The organism is Nakamurella endophytica, assembly GCF_014646215.1.
GTDB lineage: Bacteria > Actinomycetota > Actinomycetes > Mycobacteriales > Nakamurellaceae > Nakamurella > Nakamurella endophytica.
This window is the reverse complement of sequence record NZ_BMNA01000004.1, coordinates 181,534-195,506: the sequence shown is the minus strand read 5'-3', so window position 1 is coordinate 195,506 and position 13,973 is coordinate 181,534. Positions and strand designations below refer to the sequence as shown.

Below are 13,973 nucleotides of genomic sequence, written 5' to 3'. Positions count from 1 at the left end.
CATGAGCCAGTACGCCCGGTCCACCGTCGCGGTCGCCGCCGGGCGGCCCCCCGCAGAGCCCGGCGCCCCGGTCAACACACCGATCGCGGCGTCGGTGACGTTCCACCAGGGCGCCGAGCAGAATTACCTGCGGCAGAGCGGCTCCGACTCGCTGCGTGCCTTTCAGGAGGCGCTCGGCGAGCTGGAAGGCGGGCGAGCGCTGGCCTTCTCGTCCGGCATGGCCGCGATCGCCGCGGTCGTCGAGGGCCTGCCGGCCGGCAGCACCGTCGTGGTGCCGCGGATGACCTACTCGGGCACCAGCTCGATCCACGACCACCAGGAACGGCTCGGCCGGCTCGAGGTGCGCCGGGTGGAGATCAGCGACACGGCGGCGGTGCTCGAGGCGCTGCGCCGGGAACCCGCGCCCGCGCTGTTGTGGATCGAGACCCCGACCAACCCGATGGTCGGCGTGGCCGACGTGCCGGCGCTGGCCGAGGCGGCCCACGCCGTCGGCGCGACCGTGGTGGTCGACTCGACGTGGAACTCCCCGCTCCTGCTGCGACCGCTCGAACACGGCGCGGACGTCGTCATGCACTCGGTGACCAAGTACCTGTCGGGTCACTCCGACCTGTTGATGGGTGCCCTGGTCACCGGCCCGGACGACGACGAGCGGTTCGCCGCGTTCAAGCTCCGCCGGGACCTGACCGGAGGGCTGCCCGGGATGCTGGAGACCTTCCTGGCGCTGCGCGGGATCCGCACGCTCGCGGTCCGGATGGAGCGGGCCCAGGCGAACGCCGGCGTGCTGGCCCAGCGGCTGGCCGCCCACCCCGCCGTCGAGCGCGTGCTCTACCCGGGACTGCCGGACGACCCGGGGCACGACCTGGTGGCCCGGCTGCACGACGGGCCCGGCGCCATGCTGTCGTTCCTGGTGGCCGGCGGCGCGCCGGCCGCGGACCGGGTGTGCGCCGCCGTCCGGCTGGTCACCAACGCCACCAGCCTGGGCGGGGTGGAGACCCTGGTCGAACGGCGGGCGCAGTACGCCGTCGACGCCGCCAACGGCACCCCGGACAACCTGCTGCGGCTGTCGGTCGGCATCGAGGACGTCCAGGACCTGTGGGCCGACCTGTCCCGGGCGCTGGGCTGACGCGCCGGGCGAGCTGACGCCGACGTCGAACGCCCGGCGGGCATCCCGGACGGGCGTTGCGCACAATGCGCAGCCGGCCTAGCGTGATCTGCGCACGGTGCTTGAGTGGCGTCCATCCCTCCGCGCGGGTCGAGCGGCCCTCGGCGCCGGGGACCGTGCGTCGGGAGGAGATCGGGTGGCGTCCGTCGCGGTGCTCGCCGACGACCTGTCCGGCGCCGTGGAGACCGCGGCGGGGTTCCTGCTGCGCGGTGCGCGCGTGTGGGTCGAACTCGACGAGCGATGCGCGCCCGGCGACACCGCTGTCGACGTGCGGGTCGTCGACACCGACAGCCGCTCGCTGCCCGCGGACTCCGCCGCCGCACGGGTGACCGCGGCGCTCCGGCGACTGCCCGACACCCCGCTGCTGGTCAAGAAGATCGACTCGTTGCTGCGCGGACCGGTCGCGGCCGAGCTCGCCGCGGTCCGGGCCTGCCGGCCGAACGTCGTGGTGGCTCCGGCGCTGCCGGCCGCCGGCCGGTCCGTCCGCGGCGCCGTCGTGCACCTCGACGGGGTCCCGCTGGACGCCACGGACGCCTGGCGCGCCGAAGCCCGGCCCGCGCCCGGGAGCGTGCCGGCGGCGCTGTCGCCCGTCGCCACCAGGAGTCTGGACGTCGACAGTGTCCGCGGTGGCGAACTGGCCGCCGAACTGCGGGCATCGCTGGACGCCGGTCGGGTTCCGGTGTGCGACGCCGAGCACGACGGCGACCTGGACCTCATCGCCGCCGCGGCGTGCCGGCTGGACCGGCCCGCGCTGGTCGGGTCGGCGGCACTGGCGGCGGCGGTCGCCCGCACCGTCCCGGTGCACCGGGGTGCGCCCCGTCGGGGTGCGCCGGTCCCGCACCGGCCAGGGGTTCCGGCCACACTGGTGGTCGTCGGCAGCGCCGCGCCGTCGGTACCGGCCCAGCTGGCGGTGCTGCGGGCGGCCGGTGCGCGGGTGCTGCTGGCCCGACCCGCGGATCTGCTCGCAGGTCACCGGCCCGTACCGGATCCGGCGGCGGGCGAAATCGTCGTCGCCGCCATCGATCCCGCCGCGCCGGTGCGGCCGGGGGACTCGGCGGAGCTGGCGGCGGCCCTGGCCACCGCCGTCGTCCCCGCTGCCCGCCGGGCCGACGGACTGGTCCTCACCGGCGGCGGCACGGCAAGGGCGGTGCTCGACCGGCTCGGCGTGGACCGGCTGCGCCCGCTGACCGAGGTGCACCACGGCGCCGTCGTCTGCGTCGACCCCACCGGTCGGCTCGTCGCGACGCGGCCGGGGAGCTTCGGCGCCCCCGACTCCCTGCTCGCCATCGCCCGCGCGGTCCGGACCGCCCGGACCACCCCTGCCGAGGAGAACCCATGAGCAGCAGGCCGACCATCGCCGTCACCATGGGCGACGCCGCCGGCGTCGGGCCGGAAGTGGTCGTGCAGTCCCTGCTCGATCCCGCCGTCGCCGGTCTGGCCGACCTCCTGGTGATCGGCGACGCGGGCCGGCTGCGGCTGGCCGCGGACCTGCTGGGAGTGGACGCGGACATCCGCGCGGTCGCCTCGCCCGCCGAGGCGCAGTACCTGCCCGGCCGGATCGCCGTCGTCGACCTCGGGCTCATCCCCGACGACCTGCCTTTCGGCCGGCTGAGCCCGGTGGCCGGCGACGCCGCGTACCAGTACGTCCGCGTCGCCGGCGAGCTCGCGATCACCGGTCGGGTGCAGGCGATCTGTACGGCGCCGTTGAACAAGGAGGCGCTGCATGCGGCCGGCCACCGGTATCCCGGGCACACGGAGCTGCTGGCGGCGCTCACCGGGACCGAGGAGGTGTCGATGATGCTGTCGACGCCGAAGGTCAAGGTCATCCATGTGACGACGCACATCGGCCTGATCGACGCCATCGCGCGCATCGACCCGCCGCTGGTGGAGCGCACCGTCCGCCGCGGCCACCGCGCCATGGTGGACGCCGGGATCCCCTGCCCGCGGATCGCCGTCTGCGCGATCAACCCGCACGCCGGTGAGAACGGCCTGTTCGGCCGCGGCGAGGAGGCGGAGAAGATCGTCCCGGCGATCACCGTGCTGCAGGCCGACGGGATCGACGCCCGTGGACCGGTTCCCGCCGACACGGCTTTCTTCCTGGCGGGCCGCGGGGACTACGACCTGGTCGTCGCGATGTACCACGACCAGGGGCACGGCCCGGTCAAGGTGCTGGGACTGGAGGCCGGCGTGAACATCACGGTGGGGTTGCCGGTGATCCGCACGTCGGTCGACCATGGCACGGCGTTCGACATCGCCGGCAAGGGCATCGCCGACCCGGGCAGCATGAAGGAGGCGTTGCGCCAGGCGGTCCAGCTCGCCCCGACCGCCGCCGACGCCTGACCCGGCGGGCAGGCGGACAGGCGGACAGGCGGCGGACGGCGGCGGGCAGGCAGCGGACGGTCGTCGGACGGCCGCGACGGGGAAGCCGGGGGAAGGGGCGGGCATGGTCAGGCGGACGTCCCGGGAGCGGCGGGCGGACATCGTCCGGTGGGCGACGCAGTCCGGCCCGGCCACCGTGGAGCAGCTGTCCGACCTGTTCGACGTCACCGCCTCGACGATCCGCCGGGACCTGGCCGCGCTCACCGCGGCGGGCAAGCTGGCCCGGACGTACGGCGGTGCCATGGCGCTGGTCGCCCATCCCGAAGCCCCGCTGCGCCGGCGCACCGGCCAGGCGCTCGAAGCCAAGCAGGCGATCGGCCGGTGGGCGGCCGGGCAGGTCCGGCGCGGTGAGACCGTCGTGCTGGACGCGGGCTCGACGACCGGCGAGATGGCTCGTGCGCTCGGCTCCGCCCGCGACATCGTCGTCGCGACCACCGGTCTCAACGCGCTGAACGAACTGTCGGATGCGCCGGACGTCACGCTGCTGGCGCTGGGTGGCCGGCTCCGGCCGCTCAGCCAGGGGTTCGTCGGCCCGCTCACCGAGGCCTCGCTGGAGCGGATGACCTTCGACCGGGCGTTCCTGGGGGCCGACGGGGTCACCGCCGACCGCGGCATCTGCGAGGCCGACCTCGAGCAGACGCGGCAGAAGGAGATCATGATGCGCCGGGCGGACCGGGTCTACGTGCTGGCGCACGGGGCCAAGCTGGGTCGGCGGCCGTTCCACGCCTGGGCGGTCATGCCGGACCGGTGGACGCTGGTCACCGACCGGGGCGCGGAGGAGTCCGACCTGCGGCCGTTCCGCGACCGCGGGGTCGAGGTCGTCGTGGTGGACGTCGATCCCGGGCCGGAGCGCAACGGCGACCTCGACCTCGACGCCGACGCCGCCGCCGCCGCCGCCGACTCCCCGAACGACACCGATGCCGCCGACCACGGCGCCGCGGCCACCGGCCGCGGGTGACACCGGACTCGTCGCCGGCACTGCGATCCCGGCCGGCCCGTACGCTGAGCACCGCCCGACCGCCGGACGTCCGTCCGGGTCCGCGGGTGATGCACGCCCGGAGCCCGGGCGTCCCGAGGCGGGAGGCGCGCGCGCAGGGATGGTGACCGCGACCAGTTCTCCCGGCCGGCCGCCCGGGATGCACGACGTCGCCCGGGTCGCCGGCGTCTCGCACCAGACGGTCTCCAGGGTGGTCAACGGGCATCCCAGCGTGAGCCCGGCCACCCGGACGCGGGTGCTCCAGGCGATCGCCGACCTGGGGTACCGGCGGAACACCGCGGCCCGCGCGCTGGTCACCCGCCGGTCCCGCACCCTCGGTGTCGTGACGCTGTCGACCACGCTGTTCGGGCCGACCAGCACGCTGCTGTCGGTCGAGGCGGCCGCCCGCCGCGCCGGCTGGTTCGTCAGCGTCGCCAGCACCGTGGCCGTCGGCCCCGCCGACCTCGACCCGGCATTCGAGCACTTCGCCGACCAGGCCGTCGAGGGCGTGGTGGTCATCGCCCCGCACCTGGCCGCCGCCCGCGCCGCCGAGGCGCTGGCCGGCCGGGTGCCGCTGGTCATGGTTGCCGATCTCCCGCGGGGCAGCGGCATCCGGTCGGTCGCCGTGGACCAGCGCGGGGGCGCCCGGCTCGCCGTCCGCCACCTGCTCGAGCTGGGTCACCGCGACATCGCGCACCTGGCCGGCCCGGACGACTACTTCGACGCCCACGCCAGGACGCTCGGCTGGCGCCAGGAGCTGCGGGCGCACGGCGTCCGACCGGGCGCGCTGGCGCACGGCGACTGGTCGGCGGCCTCCGGGTACCGGGCCTGCCAGGACCTGCTCGCGGAGGGCGTGCCCGACGCGGTGTTCGTGGGCAACGACCTGATGGCGCTCGGTGCCGTCCGGGCCCTGGGTGAGGCCGGACTGGACGTGCCGGGCGACGTCTCGGTGGTCGGCTTCGACGACATGGACGGCAGCGACTACTTCGGGCCGCCGCTGACGACCGTCCGCCAGGACTTCACGGCCCTGGGCCGGCGGGCCATCGAGCTGCTGCAGCAGCTGATCGACGGCGCGACACCGCCACGCGCGGCGTCCATCCCGGCCGAGCTGGTGCGCCGGTCCAGCACCGCCGCCCGCGGCTGAACCGGCTGGCGCCGGCGGTAGCCGGATTCCGGCTGCCGCCGGCGGTGCCGTCGCTGCCCGAGCGGCCGCACCGGTTGACGTCCCGCGGTGTTAGCGTTCACACTGCAGGTGCCGCCACGGTGCGGTGCCGCAGCTGCCGAAGGGGGCCGTCGATGTCCGTGCCGGGTCCTGCGCTGCCGTCGCGCCGGCCGGGACGGCCGCGGTGACCGTCCCGGACGCCGCCCGGGAGACGGTGCGGACCCTGCGCGACGAGGTCGCCCGGCTGCACGGCGAACTCGTCCGCAACGGCCTGGTGGTCTGGACCGCCGGCAACGTCTCGGCGCGGGTCCCGGGCCACGACCTGATGGTCATCAAGCCGTCGGGGGTGTCCTACGACGACCTCTCGGCCGCGTCCATGGTCGTCACCGACCTGGACGGCGTCCTGGTCGACGGCGATCACACGCCGAGCTCCGACACGGCGGCCCACGCCTACGTGTACCGGCACATGCCCGAGGTCGGCGGCGTCGTGCACACCCACTCGACCTACGCCTGCGCCTGGTCGGCGCTGCGGACGCCGGTGCCCTGCACCTTGACGATGATGGCCGACGAGTTCGGCGGCCCCATCCCGGTCGGGCCGTTCGCCCGCATCGGCGACGACTCGATCGGCCGGGGGATCGTCGACACGTTGCAGCGCAGCAGGTCCCGGGCGGTGCTGATGGCCAACCACGGGCCCTTCACCGTCGGCCGCGACGCCCGGGCCGCGGTCAAGGCCGCGGTCCTGTGCGAGGAGGTCTGCCGCGCGGCGTTCCTCGCGCAGCAGCTCGGCACGCCCGTCCCCCTCGAGCAGTCCGACGTGGACGCCCTGTACGAGCGCTACCAGCACGTGTACGGCCAGGGCTGAGCCCGCGCCACCCCACCCGGCGGACGGCAGCGGCGGCAGAGCGCGCACCGCGACGGCGTCCGCCCCGTCGAGAGGACCCCCGATGGTGACACCGGCCCGTGCCGAGTGCTGGTTCCTGACCGGCAGTCAAGGGCTCTACGGACCCGAGACGCTCGACCAGGTGGCCCGGCAGTCCCGGGAGATCGCCGAGCAGCTGGACGCCGCGGAGGACCTGCCGCTGCCCGTGGTGTGGAAGCCGGTGCTGACCGATGCGGACGCCATCCGGCGGATCGTGCTGGAGGCCAACGCGGACGACGACTGCGCCGGTCTGGTCATCTGGATGCACACCTTCTCGCCGGCCAAGATGTGGATCAGCGGTCTCGGGGCGCTGCAGAAGCCGTTGCTGCACCTGCACACCCAGGCCAACGTCGACCTGCCGTGGGCCGAGATCGACATGGACTTCATGAACCTCAACCAGGCCGCGCACGGCGACCGCGAGGTAGGATACATCCAGACGCGTCTCGGCGTCGCCCGCAAGACGGTCGCCGGCCACGTCGGCAACCCCAGGGTCGTCGCCCGGGTGGCGTCCTGGCAGCGGGCCGCGCTCGGCGCGCGTGCCATCCGCCGGCTCAAGGTGGCGCGGTTCGGCGACAACATGCGCGGCGTCGCGGTCACCGAGGGCGACAAGGTCGAGGCCGAGGCCCGGTTCGGGGTGTCGGTGAACACCTGGGGCGTCAACGACCTCGTCGAGCGGGTGGACGCCGCCACGCCCGCCGCGGTGGGCGACGTCGTGGAGCAGTACCTCTCGCTGTACGACGTGGCACCGGAGCTACGCCCGGACGGGCAGCGACACAAGTCGCTCCGCTACGCCGCCGCCGTCGAGGTCGGGCTGCGGGGCTTCCTCGAGGACGGCGGGTTCGGCGCGTTCACCACCAACTTCGAGGACCTGGGTGGGCTGCGGCAGCTGCCGGGACTGGCCGTCCAGCGGCTGATGGCCGACGGGTACGGGTTCGGCGGGGAGGGCGACTGGAAGACCTCGGTCCTGCTGCACACCGCCAAGGCCATGGCGGTGGGGCGGCCGGGTGGCACCTCGTTCATGGAGGACTACACCTACGACCTGGGTGCTGATCCTGCGCTCATCCTCGGCGCCCACATGCTCGAGGTGTGCCCGTCGATCGCCGCGGCGCGGCCGACGGTCGAGATCCACCCGCTGGGGATCGGCGGCCGGGAGGACCCCGTCCGGCTGGTGTTCACCGCGGCGCCGGGCCCGGCGGTCGTCGTCGGGATCGCCGACCTGGGGGAGCGCTTCCGGCTGGTCGCGAACCGGGTGACGGTGGTGGACCCACCGCAGGCCCTGCCGAAACTGCCGGTGGCCCGGGCCGTCTGGCAGCCCGCCCCCGACCTCGAGACCTCGGCCGAGGCCTGGCTGACCGCCGGGGCGCCGCACCACACGGTGCTGTCCACCGCGCTGACCGTGGACGAGCTCGCGGACTGGGCCGAGATCGTGGCCACCGAGCTGGTCGTCATCGACGAGACCACCGAGATCCGCCGGTTCCAGCAGGAACTGCGGTGGAACCAGGCCTACCACCGACTCGCCAGGGGCCTCTGACCAGCACCGCCGGGCCGTGCAGCCCGGCCGGGGGTCAGATGCGCCGGAACATCAGCGCCCGCTTGACCTCCTGGATCGCCTTGGTGACCTCGATGCCGCGGGGGCAGGCGTCCGTGCAGTTGAAGGTGGTCCGGCAGCGCCACACACCCTCGGCGTCCGACAGGATCTCGAGCCGCTCCTGGCCGCCCTGGTCGCGGGAGTCGAAGATGAACCGGTGGGCGTTGACGATGGCCGCCGGCCCCACGTACGCGTCCTCGGACCAGTAGACCGGGCACGACGTGGTGCACGCCGCGCACAGGATGCACTTGGTGGTGTCGTCGAACCGCGCACGGTCCTCCGGCGACTGGATCCACTCCCGGCTCGGCTCGTTGCTGTGCGTGATCAGGAACGGCTGCACCTTGCGGTAGGCCTCGAAGAACGGCTCCATGTCGACCAGGAGGTCCTTCTCCAGCGGCAGGCCCTTGATCGGCTCGACGGTGACCTCGGTCTTCTTGTCCGTGATCACGTCCTTGACCAGGACCTTGCACGCCAGCCGGTTCCGGCCGTTGATCCGCATGGCGTCCGACCCGCAGATGCCGTGCGCGCACGACCGCCGGAACGTCAGCGTCCCGTCGATGTACCACTTGATGTAGTGCAGCAGGTTCAGGATCCGGTCGGTGGGCAGTGCGGGGATCCGGTACGACTCGCGGTGCGGCGCCTCGTCCAGCTCCGGGTTGAACCGCTGGATCGTCACGGTCACCATGACGGCCCCGTCCGGGATGGGCGGCAGCTGCGCGGGCCCGGGCCCCGACGGGTCGCCGAGCGCCCCGATGCCGGTGTCGGCGGTGAGGGTCATCAGTACTTACGCTCCATCGGCTGGTATCGGGTCTGCACCACGGGCTTGTAGTCCAGGCGGATCTCGGAGTCGACCGGTCCGCCGCCGTCCAGCCCGTCCATGACGCCGCCGGCGACGCCCTTGTAGGCCATCGTGTGGCGCATCCAGTTGGTGTCGTCACGGGTGGGGTAGTCCTCGCGGGCGTGGCCGCCCCGGGACTCGGTGCGGGCCAGCGCGCCGACCACCATCACCTCGGCCAGCTCGAGCAGGAAGCCCAGCTCGATGGCCTCGAGCAGGTCGGTGTTGTACCGCTTGCCCTTGTCCTGCACCGCGGCCCGGGCGTACCGCTCGCGCAGCAGCCGGATGTCCTGCAGCGCCTGCTTGAGCGTCGCTTCGGTCCGGTACACCGCGGCGTTGGCGTCCATCGTCGCCTGCAGCTCCGTGCGGATCTCGGCCACCCGCTCGCCGCCGGTGGAGGCCAGCAGGTTGCCGACCATGCCCTCCACGAAGCCGGCGGCGTTCTCCGGCTCGGGGACCAGGACGTCACCGGTGGACAGCGCGTGCTCGGCGGCGGCGATGCCCGCCCGGCGGCCGAAGACGTTGATGTCCAGCAGGGAGTTGGTGCCCAGCCGGTTCGACCCGTGCACCGAGACGCAGGCGCACTCGCCGGCCGCGTACAGCCCGGGGACCACGTCGGTGTTGTTGCGCAGTACCTCGCCCCGGACGTTGGTCGAGATCCCGCCCATCGCGTAGTGCGCGGTGGGGAAGACCGGAACCGGCTCGGTGACCGGGTCGACACCGAGGTAGGTGCGCGCGAACTCGGTGATGTCCGGCAGCTTGGTCTCCAGCACCTCGGCGCCCAGGTGCGTGCAGTCGAGCAGGACGTAGTCCTTGTTCGGCCCGGCGCCGCGACCCTCCAGCACCTCCATCACCATGGAGCGGGCGACGATGTCCCGCGGCGCCAGGTCCTTGATGGTGGGCGCGTAGCGCTCCATGAACCGCTCGCCGGAGGCGTTGCGCAGGATCGCGCCCTCGCCCCGGGCTCCCTCGGTGAGCAGGATGCCCAGCCCGGCCAGGCCGGTCGGGTGGAACTGGTAGAACTCCATGTCCTCCAGCGGGAGTCCCTTGCGGAACACCACGCCCATCCCGTCACCGGTCAGGCTGTGCGCGTTGGACGTGGTCTTGAAGACCTTGCCGGCGCCGCCGGTGGCGAAGACGACCGACTTGCCGTGGAAGACGTGGATCTCGCCGGTGGCCAGCTCGTAGGCGACCGCGCCGGTGCAGACCGGCCCGGTGTCGGTCTCGGTCAGCAGGATGTCCAGGACGTAGAACTCGTTGAAGAACTCGACGCCCAGCTTGACGCAGTTCTGGTACAGCGTCTGCAGGATCATGTGGCCGGTGCGGTCGGCGGCGTAGCAGGCGCGGCGCACGGCCGCCTCGCCGTGGTTGCGGGTGTGCCCGCCGAACCGGCGCTGGTCGATCCGGCCCTCGGGGGTCCGGTTGAACGGCAGCCCCATCTTCTCCAGGTCCAGGACGGCGTCGATGGCCTCCTTGCACATGATCTCGGCGGCGTCCTGGTCGACCAGGTAGTCACCGCCCTTGACCGTGTCGAAGGTGTGCCACTCCCAGTTGTCGTCCTCGACGTTGGCCAGGGCGGCGCACATGCCGCCCTGCGCCGCGCCGGTGTGCGACCGGGTCGGGTAGAGCTTCGTCAGCACCGCGGTGCGGGCACGCTGGCTCGACTCGATGGCCGCGCGCATGCCGGCGCCGCCGGCACCGACGATCACGACGTCGTAGCGATGGAATTGCATGGTCGGTGGACCTTCCGCCTCAGGAGATGGTCGGGTCGAAGGTGAAGATCACCAGGGTGCCCAGCCCGACGGTGAGCAGCACCGAGGCGGCCAGCAGCATCAGCAGCCAGAACCGCGTGCCGTCCTTGCGGGCGTAGTCGTTGATGACCGTGCGCAGCCCGTTCGCGCCGTGGAGCTCGGCGAGCCACAGCATCAGCAGGTCCCAGACCTGCCAGAACGGGGAGGCCCAGCGACCGGCGACGAAGCCCCAGTTGATCCGGTGCACGCCGCCGTCCAGCACGTTCATGATCAGCAGGTGGCCGAGCACCAGGACCACCAGCACGATGCCGGACAGCCGCATGAACAGCCAGGAGTACATCTCCATGTTCGAGCGGCGGCCGCCGAGCTTGCGACGCGGCGCCCGCGGTGCCTCGATGCCGCGCGTGGCGGGCGGGTCGTACGCGGCGGTCATGCTGCACCCCCGGCGGTGTCGATGGTCCGGCGGCTGCTGGCTGACGTCGAACCGGTGCGGTGCGCGGTCATGCCGCACCTCCGGCGGTGTCGATGGTTCGGCGGCTGCTGGGTGACGTTGCACCCGTGCGGTGCGCGGTCACGCCGCACCGCCGAACATCACCCGGACGGTGTGCTGGAGCATGAAGTAGACCCCGGGCACCATCAGCACGACCCAGACGGCCAGCACGACCCACAGCATCGGCCGCTGCAGCCGGGTGCCCTTGGACCAGAAGTCGATCAGCGTGACCCGGATGCCGTTGAGCGCGTGGAACAGCACGGCGCCGACCAGCCCGACCTCGAGCAGGTTGACGAACGGGTTCTTGTAGGTCTCGATGATCCGGTCGTAGGTGTCCGGCGACACCCGCACCAGCGAGGTGTCCAGGACGTGCGCGAACAGGAAGAAGAAGGTGAGCACACCGGTGATCCGGTGGGCCACCCAGGACCACATGCCCTCGACTCCCCGGTACACCGAGCCGCGCCGGGGCGGCGGCACGGCGACCGGGCCGGGGCCCGGTAGGGCGGTGGACTGCGACATAGCTGCGACCTCCGGCGTCAGCGGCGGGCGGTTCCGGGCCGGTGAGGACGTCCACCGATCGGGCGGAGACGGATGCCACCCGTGTCCGCTGCTGGCCGGCCGCCCGGCGGGCGCGGACCGACACCTGCAGCCCCGACGCCCGACGGGCTCCCGTGACGACCCGTCGCACCTGCGACGACCCTCGCGCGAGCGGTCAGCCTGATCGATGCTAACCCTGTGTTCACACGGGCAGCCAACCTGCGCGCTGTGAGCTGACGGACAGCCTTCCGGCAGGTCCGGGCCCTGTCCGAGCACTGTCCGAGCACTGTCGGAGATGTGCCGGTGGCCCGTGGACGGCTGCCGGCGCGGACCCGGCGGTGCCGAACCGGACACGGTCGGACAGGCTCGGACAAGATCGACACCGGCCCGTGCCGGGTGGCGGCCCGCCGGCTCCGCGGCCCCTGCCGTCCGGGCGATCCGGCCGGACCCGCGGGCCCGTCCGGCCGGTGCTGCGACGCCGCGGACCCCGCCGGGTGCGAGGGCACGATTGGGTCACGGACCGACGGCTGCTCTTCCGGGCCCTCCGCGGCCGCCGGTAACGTCGCGCACCGTTCACCCTGTCGGCGTAGCCGGTGCGTCGCCGCCGCGGGCACCGCGGGACGCGACGCGGGCGAGCCCTCGGGGTGGGCCGGGGACGGTGCCCGGCATCCGGTCACCGTGGTCCGGGTCCGGCCAGCCGTGGGACGATCAGCGCGCCCGCCCGCAGGCGGGAGAACCGGGTCGTCGCCGCACGCCCGCACCACAGCGCCGACGCCCGTCGGCACCGGCCCGGCCGGTCACAGCAGAAGGAGACCTTGTGCTTCGTACGCGCAGCGTCACATTGATCGCCGGGGTGGCTGCCGCGGCGCTCGCCCTCACCGCCTGCGGCGGTGGCAGCAGCAGCACCAGCAACTCGGGGTCCACCACCTCCGAGAGCCCGACCAGTGCGACGTCGACGCCCAGCGGCACCGTCCCGATGTCCACCGGGGGCGGCAGCAGCAGCTCCGACATGAGCGGCATGAGCGGGATGAGCGGCAGCTCGATGCCCGGCGGTTCGTCGGGAGGCTCGGGGGCCTCCTCGGGCTCCGGCCAGACCTCTGCCGAGCAGTTCCCCAAGCTGACCGGCGACCCGGGCACCGTCAAGCTCGGCATGGCCTACGACGGCCCGAAGGGCGACCAGTCCTTCACCGACTCCGCGGCCCGCGGTGTCGCGAACGCCACCGGCCAGGGCGTGCAGCTGGTGGCCGAGCTGGCCGCGACCGTCGGCGAGCCCGACCAGAAGAAGGTCGACCGGCTCAGCCAGCTGGTGGACCAGGGCGCCAACACCGTCATCGCGGTGGGCTTCGACTACGCCACCGCCATGGGCACGGTCGCCGAGGCCAACCCGGACGTCCACTTCGCCATCGTCGACGACGCGTCGCTGACCGATCCGTCCCGGCAGGGCGGCCCGCTGAAGAACGTGGCCGGCCTGACCTTCGCGGCCGAGCAGAGCTCGTTCCTGGTCGGCGTCGCCGCAGCGTTGAAGTCCACCAAGGGCCACGTCGGCTTCATCGGCGGCGTCAACGTCCCGCTGATCCAGTCGTTCCAGGCCGGGTTCGACGCGGGCGCCAAGGCCGCGAACTCGGGCATCAAGATCGACGACAAGTACATCACCCAGCCGCCGGACTTCAGCGGCTTCAACGCCCCCGACAAGGGGCAGACGATCGCCCAGGGCATGTACAACGGCGGCGCGGACATCATCTACTCGGCGGCCGGCGGGTCCGGCACCGGCGTCTTCAAGGCCGCCAAGGCCGCGAACGCCAAGGCCATCGGTGTCGACTCCGACCAGTACAACCTGCCGACGCTGGCCGACGTCAAGGACGTCATCCTGACCTCCGCGGTCAAGAACGTCGACGTCGCGGTGTACGCGATGATCCAGTCGGTGGCGGCCGGCAAGCCGCTGACCGGCACCCAGGTGTACGACCTGAAGAACGGCGGCGTCGGCTACGCGACGTCCGGCGGCTTCGTCTCGGACATCCAGTCCAAGCTCGACGACTACAAGGCCAAGATCATCTCCGGTGAGATCAAGGTGCCGTCGACCCTGGGCTGACCCAGCAGCGGACGAGGTCCGGTGTCCCCGCGCGCAGCGGGGCGCCGGACCTCGCCGTTTCTGCCGCAGCCCGGGTCCGGCGGAC

At 73.2% G+C, this 13,973-nt stretch carries 12 protein-coding genes; 8 read left to right on the top strand and 4 right to left on the bottom strand.

The features are described from left to right. Position 1 precedes the first annotated feature (1 nt). The 7 genes from IEY37_RS11390 (at position 2) to araA (ending at position 8,129) form a co-directional block, all read left to right on the top strand. The gene (locus IEY37_RS11390) at positions 2-1,123 is read left to right on the top strand and encodes a trans-sulfuration enzyme family protein (protein ID WP_188941686.1); all 1,122 of its coding nucleotides are present in this window, start codon (positions 2-4) and stop codon (positions 1,121-1,123) included. A gap of 175 nt (positions 1,124-1,298) precedes the next feature. Next, the gene (locus tag IEY37_RS11385; RefSeq protein WP_188941685.1) at positions 1,299-2,501 is read left to right on the top strand and encodes a four-carbon acid sugar kinase family protein; all 1,203 of its coding nucleotides are present in this window, start codon (positions 1,299-1,301) and stop codon (positions 2,499-2,501) included. Beyond that, positions 2,498-3,502 carry a 4-hydroxythreonine-4-phosphate dehydrogenase PdxA gene (gene pdxA / locus IEY37_RS11380; RefSeq protein WP_188941684.1) on the top strand — a complete coding sequence of 335 codons (1,005 nt, stop codon included), beginning with the start codon at positions 2,498-2,500 and terminating at the stop codon, positions 3,500-3,502. Before IEY37_RS11385 ends, pdxA begins: the two co-directional genes overlap by 4 nt. Before the next feature lie 103 nt (positions 3,503-3,605). After that, positions 3,606-4,499 carry a DeoR/GlpR family DNA-binding transcription regulator gene (locus IEY37_RS11375; RefSeq protein ID WP_188941683.1) on the top strand — a complete coding sequence of 298 codons (894 nt, stop codon included), beginning with the start codon at positions 3,606-3,608 and terminating at the stop codon, positions 4,497-4,499. Between the two features lie 139 nt (positions 4,500-4,638). Then, a complete protein-coding gene (locus tag IEY37_RS11370; RefSeq protein WP_188941682.1) occupies positions 4,639-5,661 on the top strand; it encodes a LacI family DNA-binding transcriptional regulator in 1,023 nt (340 codons plus the stop codon). Positions 5,662-5,863: 202 nt separating this feature from the next. Next, positions 5,864-6,541, top strand: coding sequence for an L-ribulose-5-phosphate 4-epimerase (locus tag IEY37_RS11365; protein WP_188941681.1), 678 nt, complete (start codon positions 5,864-5,866; stop codon positions 6,539-6,541). An 82-nt stretch (positions 6,542-6,623) separates the two neighbouring features. Continuing rightward, entirely contained in the window at positions 6,624-8,129 is a 1,506-nt protein-coding gene (araA, locus tag IEY37_RS11360) for an L-arabinose isomerase (RefSeq protein WP_188941680.1), read from the top strand. Positions 8,130-8,163: 34 nt separating this feature from the next. On the opposite strand, the gene IEY37_RS11355 is transcribed toward araA, so the two are convergent. The 4 genes from IEY37_RS11355 to sdhC form a co-directional block, all read right to left on the bottom strand. Continuing rightward, positions 8,164-8,964: a succinate dehydrogenase iron-sulfur subunit gene (locus IEY37_RS11355; protein ID WP_188941679.1), complete on the bottom strand. Its 801-nt coding sequence runs from the start codon at positions 8,962-8,964 to the stop codon at positions 8,164-8,166. Then, positions 8,964-10,754 carry a succinate dehydrogenase flavoprotein subunit gene (sdhA, locus tag IEY37_RS11350; RefSeq protein ID WP_188941678.1) on the bottom strand — a complete coding sequence of 597 codons (1,791 nt, stop codon included), beginning with the start codon at positions 10,752-10,754 and terminating at the stop codon, positions 8,964-8,966. Before sdhA ends, IEY37_RS11355 begins: the two co-directional genes overlap by 1 nt. 19 nt (positions 10,755-10,773) lie before the next feature. Next, complete coding sequence (locus IEY37_RS11345) at positions 10,774-11,205, bottom strand: succinate dehydrogenase hydrophobic membrane anchor subunit (RefSeq protein ID WP_188941677.1); 432 nt, start codon at positions 11,203-11,205, stop codon at positions 10,774-10,776. 138 nt (positions 11,206-11,343) lie between these two features. Continuing rightward, on the bottom strand, positions 11,344-11,781 hold the full coding sequence (gene sdhC / locus IEY37_RS11340; protein WP_188941676.1) for a succinate dehydrogenase, cytochrome b556 subunit: 438 nt from the start codon (positions 11,779-11,781) through the stop codon (positions 11,344-11,346). Between the two features lie 1,027 nt (positions 11,782-12,808). Between sdhC and IEY37_RS11335 the strand changes: the two genes are divergently transcribed. After that, a complete protein-coding gene (locus tag IEY37_RS11335; protein WP_444543382.1) occupies positions 12,809-13,888 on the top strand; it encodes a BMP family lipoprotein in 1,080 nt (359 codons plus the stop codon). Positions 13,889-13,973 lie beyond the last annotated feature (85 nt).

Excerpts from the sequence above, each read along its gene's own strand:
- IEY37_RS11390 (WP_188941686.1), top strand. The coding sequence starts at position 2 with ATGAGCCAGTACGCCCGGTCCACCGTCGCGGTCGCCGCCGGGCGGCCC.
- pdxA (WP_188941684.1), top strand. The coding sequence starts at position 2,498 with ATGAGCAGCAGGCCGACCATCGCCGTCACCATGGGCGACGCCGCCGGC.
- IEY37_RS11375 (WP_188941683.1), top strand. The coding sequence starts at position 3,606 with ATGGTCAGGCGGACGTCCCGGGAGCGGCGGGCGGACATCGTCCGGTGG.
- IEY37_RS11370 (WP_188941682.1), top strand. The coding sequence starts at position 4,639 with ATGGTGACCGCGACCAGTTCTCCCGGCCGGCCGCCCGGGATGCACGAC.
- araA (WP_188941680.1), top strand. The coding sequence starts at position 6,624 with ATGGTGACACCGGCCCGTGCCGAGTGCTGGTTCCTGACCGGCAGTCAA.
- IEY37_RS11355 (WP_188941679.1), bottom strand. The coding sequence starts at position 8,964 with ATGACCCTCACCGCCGACACCGGCATCGGGGCGCTCGGCGACCCGTCG.
- sdhA (WP_188941678.1), bottom strand. The coding sequence starts at position 10,754 with ATGCAATTCCATCGCTACGACGTCGTGATCGTCGGTGCCGGCGGCGCC.
- IEY37_RS11345 (WP_188941677.1), bottom strand. The coding sequence starts at position 11,205 with ATGACCGCCGCGTACGACCCGCCCGCCACGCGCGGCATCGAGGCACCG.
- sdhC (WP_188941676.1), bottom strand. The coding sequence starts at position 11,781 with ATGTCGCAGTCCACCGCCCTACCGGGCCCCGGCCCGGTCGCCGTGCCG.
- IEY37_RS11335 (WP_444543382.1), top strand. The coding sequence starts at position 12,809 with ATGAGCGGCATGAGCGGGATGAGCGGCAGCTCGATGCCCGGCGGTTCG.